Raw genomic sequence first — 4,008 nt, forward strand, 5'->3', positions numbered from 1 at the left:
GAGCTCCAGGTCGACCTGGAGGAGCTGGAGGCGGACGTCTTCGCGCCGAGCGGCGGCGACGGTACGCCGGGCCCGTCACGCGGCACGGCGTCCGCGACGTCGACGGCGGCGCGGATCTACAACTTCAAGCGGCAGGTGCTGGAGTTCCGGCGGGCGAGCGGGCCGCTGGCGGCGCCGATGGCCCGGCTGGCGAGCGCGGGCGTGCCCTTCGTCCATGACCACTCGCGGCCCTTCTTCCGGGACGTCAACGACCATCTCCTGCGCGCCAACGACCAGGTGGAGGGGCTGGACCGGCTGCTGTCCGACATCCTGTCGGCGCATCTCGCGCAGATGGGGGTGCGGCAGAACGACGACATGCGGAAGATCTCGGCCTGGGCCGCCATGGCCGCGGTGCCCACGCTGGTCGCGGGGATCTACGGCATGAACTTCACGCACATGCCGGAGCTGCACTACGTGTGGGGCTATCCCGCCGTGATCGGCTTCATGGCGGTCGTGGTCACGGCGCTGCACCGCCAGTTCAAGCGGCGGGGCTGGCTCTAGGTCCGGGCGGGGCCGGCGGGACGGGGCGCGGCCGGACCTGCGCAGTCCCCGGGGCGGGCCTGGGGCGTGGTCCGAGACAGGTCTAGAAGGCCGGGGCCGCGGTCGCGGGGCCGCCGAGGGCGTCGCGGCGCTCCGGCATCCTGAGGCGAACCATCCGGCGCCAGCCGAGGGTCCGCTCGTACACGTACAGGCCGTTGATCGCGGCGGCGAGCAGCGCGGCCTTGGGCGCGGGCCAGTCGAGGAGCCGGCCCATCCGCTCCATCACGGCGAGGCTCACCTGCCGGTAGACCTGGATCTCCGCGAGCGCGCACTCCCGGAGGATGCGGTGGATCGTACGGGCGTGGCCCTGCCGGGCCAGTCCGAGCAGCTCCTCGTGGCAGTAGGCGAGATGGTTGTCCTCGTCGTTGCCGATCATCCTGACGGCCCTGCCCACCACGTCATGGTCGCCGAAGTACTTCACCAGCATCACCATCTGGTCCGCGGCCCGCTGTTCGGTGATCCTGCTGTGCGAGAGATAAATCACGATGTCCGCCTCGGTGAGCCGCTCGTCGCGGCGCAGCTTGGCGTGGGTGAGCCCGATGCCCCGGCGCTCCAGCAGCATGGTGTAGTCGGTCTCGCGCGGAACCTCGACGGGTTCGAGACCGCGCTTCTTGAGGAGGGCGTGGAAAATGCGCCCGTGCTTGTCCTCGTCGGCGCCGTGCCGGGCGATCTTCGGGGCGAGGTCCCGCATGGACTCCGGTACGAGGGCGGCGATCCGGCCGTTCTCCCAGCCGCCCTGGGCCTCTCCGCTGGCCGCGATGGAACAGAAGAGCCGGAAGGAACGGTCGTCGTCCAGGATTTCCTGGAACAGGCTTCGGGCCGAGAGCATCACTGTCACCTCCATACAGACATCCGCAGAAAACGAGTCAAATGGGGTGCGGGACAACAGGCAACAGGTGCGCCGCACGGCTGAGCCGAAAGAAGGAGCGCGAAGGCGGGCCCGGCGCGTAACCGGGCGGGGGCCGGAGGCGTTGTCGTACATGACGGCCGTGGCGGGGAAGACCCCCCGAGCCCCCACCACGGCCGCGGACTTTTCCCGTCGCGCCCCGGACCGCCGCCCGCGTCCGTCCGGGCCAACGGGGCCGGCGCCCGAGGGCCCCGGTCCGGACCCGGAGTTGGGGCTGGGACCGGGGCGCCTTCGTCAGGACACCAGGCCCGCGCGCTCCAGGGCCTCCGTACCGGCGCGCAGGGCGGCGACGCGCTCGGCCGGCGTGAAGCCGGCCGGAGCGAGGGTCAGCGTGGTGACACCCGCGTCGGCGTAGGCGCGCATCCGGTCGGCGATCCGCTCCACGGAACCGAGCAGGGTGGTCGAGTCGATCAGCTCGTGCGGAACGGCCGCCGCCGCGCCCTCCTTGTCCCCGGAGAGGTACTTGTCCTGGATCTCCGCGGCCTCCTTCTCGTAGCCCATACGGCAGGCGAGCTGGTTGTAGAAGTTCTGCCTGCGGCTGCCCATGCCGCCCACGTACAGCGCGGTGTACGGGCGGAAGACGTCGGCCAGCGCCCCGATGTCGTCGCCGAGCGCGAGCGGCACGGTCGGACAGACGTCGAAGCCGTCCATGGTCAGCCCGGCCTTCTCACGGCCCGCCCGCAGATGCCGGACCGCGGTGTCCTCGAGATGCTCGGCGGAGGGGAAGATCAGCAGCGCGCCGTCCGCGATCTCGCCGGTCTGCTCCAGGTTCTTGGGACCGATCGCGGCGATGTAGAGGGGGATGTGCTCGCGCTCCGGATGCACCGTGAGCTTGAGCGGCTTGCCGGGACCGCCGGGCAGCGGCAGCGTCCAGTGCTCGCCCTCGTACGACAGCCGCTCGCGGGACATGGCCCGGCGGACGATCTCGACGTACTCCCGGGTGCGGGCGAGCGGCTTGTCGAACTTCACGCCGTACCAGCCCTCGGAGACCTGGGGGCCCGAGACCCCGAGGCCCAGCCGGAACCGGCCGCCGGAGAGGGAGTCGAGGGTGGCCGCGGTCATGGCGGTCATGGCGGGCTGACGGGCCGGGATCTGAAGGATCGCGGAGCCCACGTCGATGCTCTCCGTCTGCGCCGCGACCCAGCTCAGTACGGTCGGGGCGTCGGAGCCGTACGCCTCCGCGACCCAGCAGACGTCATAGCCGAGCCGGTCGGCCTCCTGCGCGACCGCGAGGTTGTCGCCGTCCATCCCCGCACCCCAGTACCCGAGGTTGATGCCGAGCCGCATGGCCACTCCCTACTACTGATGGGTAACGTCCCTGTGCCGGGGACTCTAGCGCGCCGTACGGGCTTCCGTCAGCGGCGGGTTGTCCACAGGCTCTCTCCGCGTGGGGTCCTGGCCAGTAATCTCAGCAGCCATGGAGCAGAGGCATCTCGGCCGTACCGGCCTGCGCGTGTCCCGGATCGGGCTCGGCACCCTGACCTGGGGACGGGACACCGACGAGCACGACGCCGCCGATCAGTTGAAGGCCTTCTGGGAGGCGGGCGGGACACTGGTCGACACGGCGGACGTGTACGGCGGAGGGGAGTCCGAATATCTGCTCGGGCAGTTGATCGAACGGCTGGTGCCGCGCCGCGATCTGATCGTCGCGACGAAGGCCGGCAGTGTGCCCGATCCGTACCGGCGCTTCGACGGATCGCGCGGGCATCTGCTCGCCGCGCTGGACGCGTCGCTGGAGCGGCTCGGCACGGACTATGTGGATCTGTGGCAGATACACGCCTTTGACGACGAGACACCGCTGGAGGAGACGCTCCACGCCCTGGACATCGCGGTGAGCAGCGGCCGGGCCCGGTACGCGGGAGTGTCGAACTACTGCGGCTGGCAGCTCGCCAAGGCCGCCACCTGGCAGCTCGCCGCGCCCGGGATACGGACGCGGCTGGCCAGCACACAGATGGAGTACTCCCTGTTGCAGCGCGGTGTGGAGCGTGAGGTGCTGCCCGCCGCGCTGGATCTGGGCGTCGGGCTGCTGCCCTCCTCGCCGCTGGGGCGGGGGGTGCTCACCGGCAAGTACCGGCACACCACCCCGCCCGACTCGCGGGGCGCCTCGGAGCAGATGGCGCCGTTCGTCGAGCCGTATCTGGACGAGGCGGCGAGCCGGATCGTGGACGCGGTCGCGACGGCCGCGGACGGGCTCGCCACGACACCGCTGGAGGTGGCGCTGGCCTGGGTCAGGGACCGCCCGGGCGTGGTGGCCCCGATCATCGGGGCGCGGAACGCGCAGCAGCTCACGGCGGCACTGTCAGTGGAGAGCCTTAGTCTTCCTGACGAGATCTGCCAGGCGCTCGACGACGTGTCGGCGCCCGTGCACCGCTATCCCGACCAGGACTGGAGCACGCTGTGAGTACGGACCGCGACATCGCTGCCACGGAGGAGGCCGGCGCCATGGCCGACACAGGCGAGCACCCCGCGGCCGGGGCGGGACCATCCGCGAGCGGCACGGACGCGGGGTGCTCGCCTGTGTC

At 71.3% G+C, this 4,008-nt stretch carries 4 protein-coding genes; 2 read left to right on the forward strand and 2 right to left on the reverse strand.

Annotation, left to right across the window (positions count from 1 at the left end; translation table 11 throughout):
* The coding region (locus BFF77_RS29105; RefSeq protein WP_281196626.1) for a CorA family divalent cation transporter at positions 1–540 on the forward strand (540 nt) is incomplete at its 5' end.
* 82 nt (positions 541–622) lie between these two features.
* On the opposite strand, the gene BFF77_RS29110 is transcribed toward BFF77_RS29105, so the two are convergent.
* Together BFF77_RS29110 and BFF77_RS29115 are read right to left on the reverse strand one after the other, a co-directional pair.
* Positions 623–1,408, reverse strand: a complete 786-nt coding sequence (locus BFF77_RS29110; protein WP_066955784.1) for a hypothetical protein — start codon at positions 1,406–1,408, stop codon at positions 623–625.
* A gap of 312 nt (positions 1,409–1,720) precedes the next feature.
* Complete coding sequence (locus tag BFF77_RS29115; protein ID WP_066955778.1) at positions 1,721–2,773, reverse strand: LLM class F420-dependent oxidoreductase; 1,053 nt, start codon at positions 2,771–2,773, stop codon at positions 1,721–1,723.
* A gap of 130 nt (positions 2,774–2,903) precedes the next feature.
* Between BFF77_RS29115 and BFF77_RS29120 the strand changes: the two genes are divergently transcribed.
* On the forward strand, positions 2,904–3,887 hold the full coding sequence (locus BFF77_RS29120) for an aldo/keto reductase (RefSeq protein WP_066955781.1): 984 nt from the start codon (positions 2,904–2,906) through the stop codon (positions 3,885–3,887).
* The last annotated feature ends 121 nt before the right edge of the window (positions 3,888–4,008 follow it).

It is taken from the genome of Streptomyces lushanensis (assembly GCF_001700515.1).
Lineage (GTDB): Bacteria > Actinomycetota > Actinomycetes > Streptomycetales > Streptomycetaceae > Streptomyces > Streptomyces lushanensis.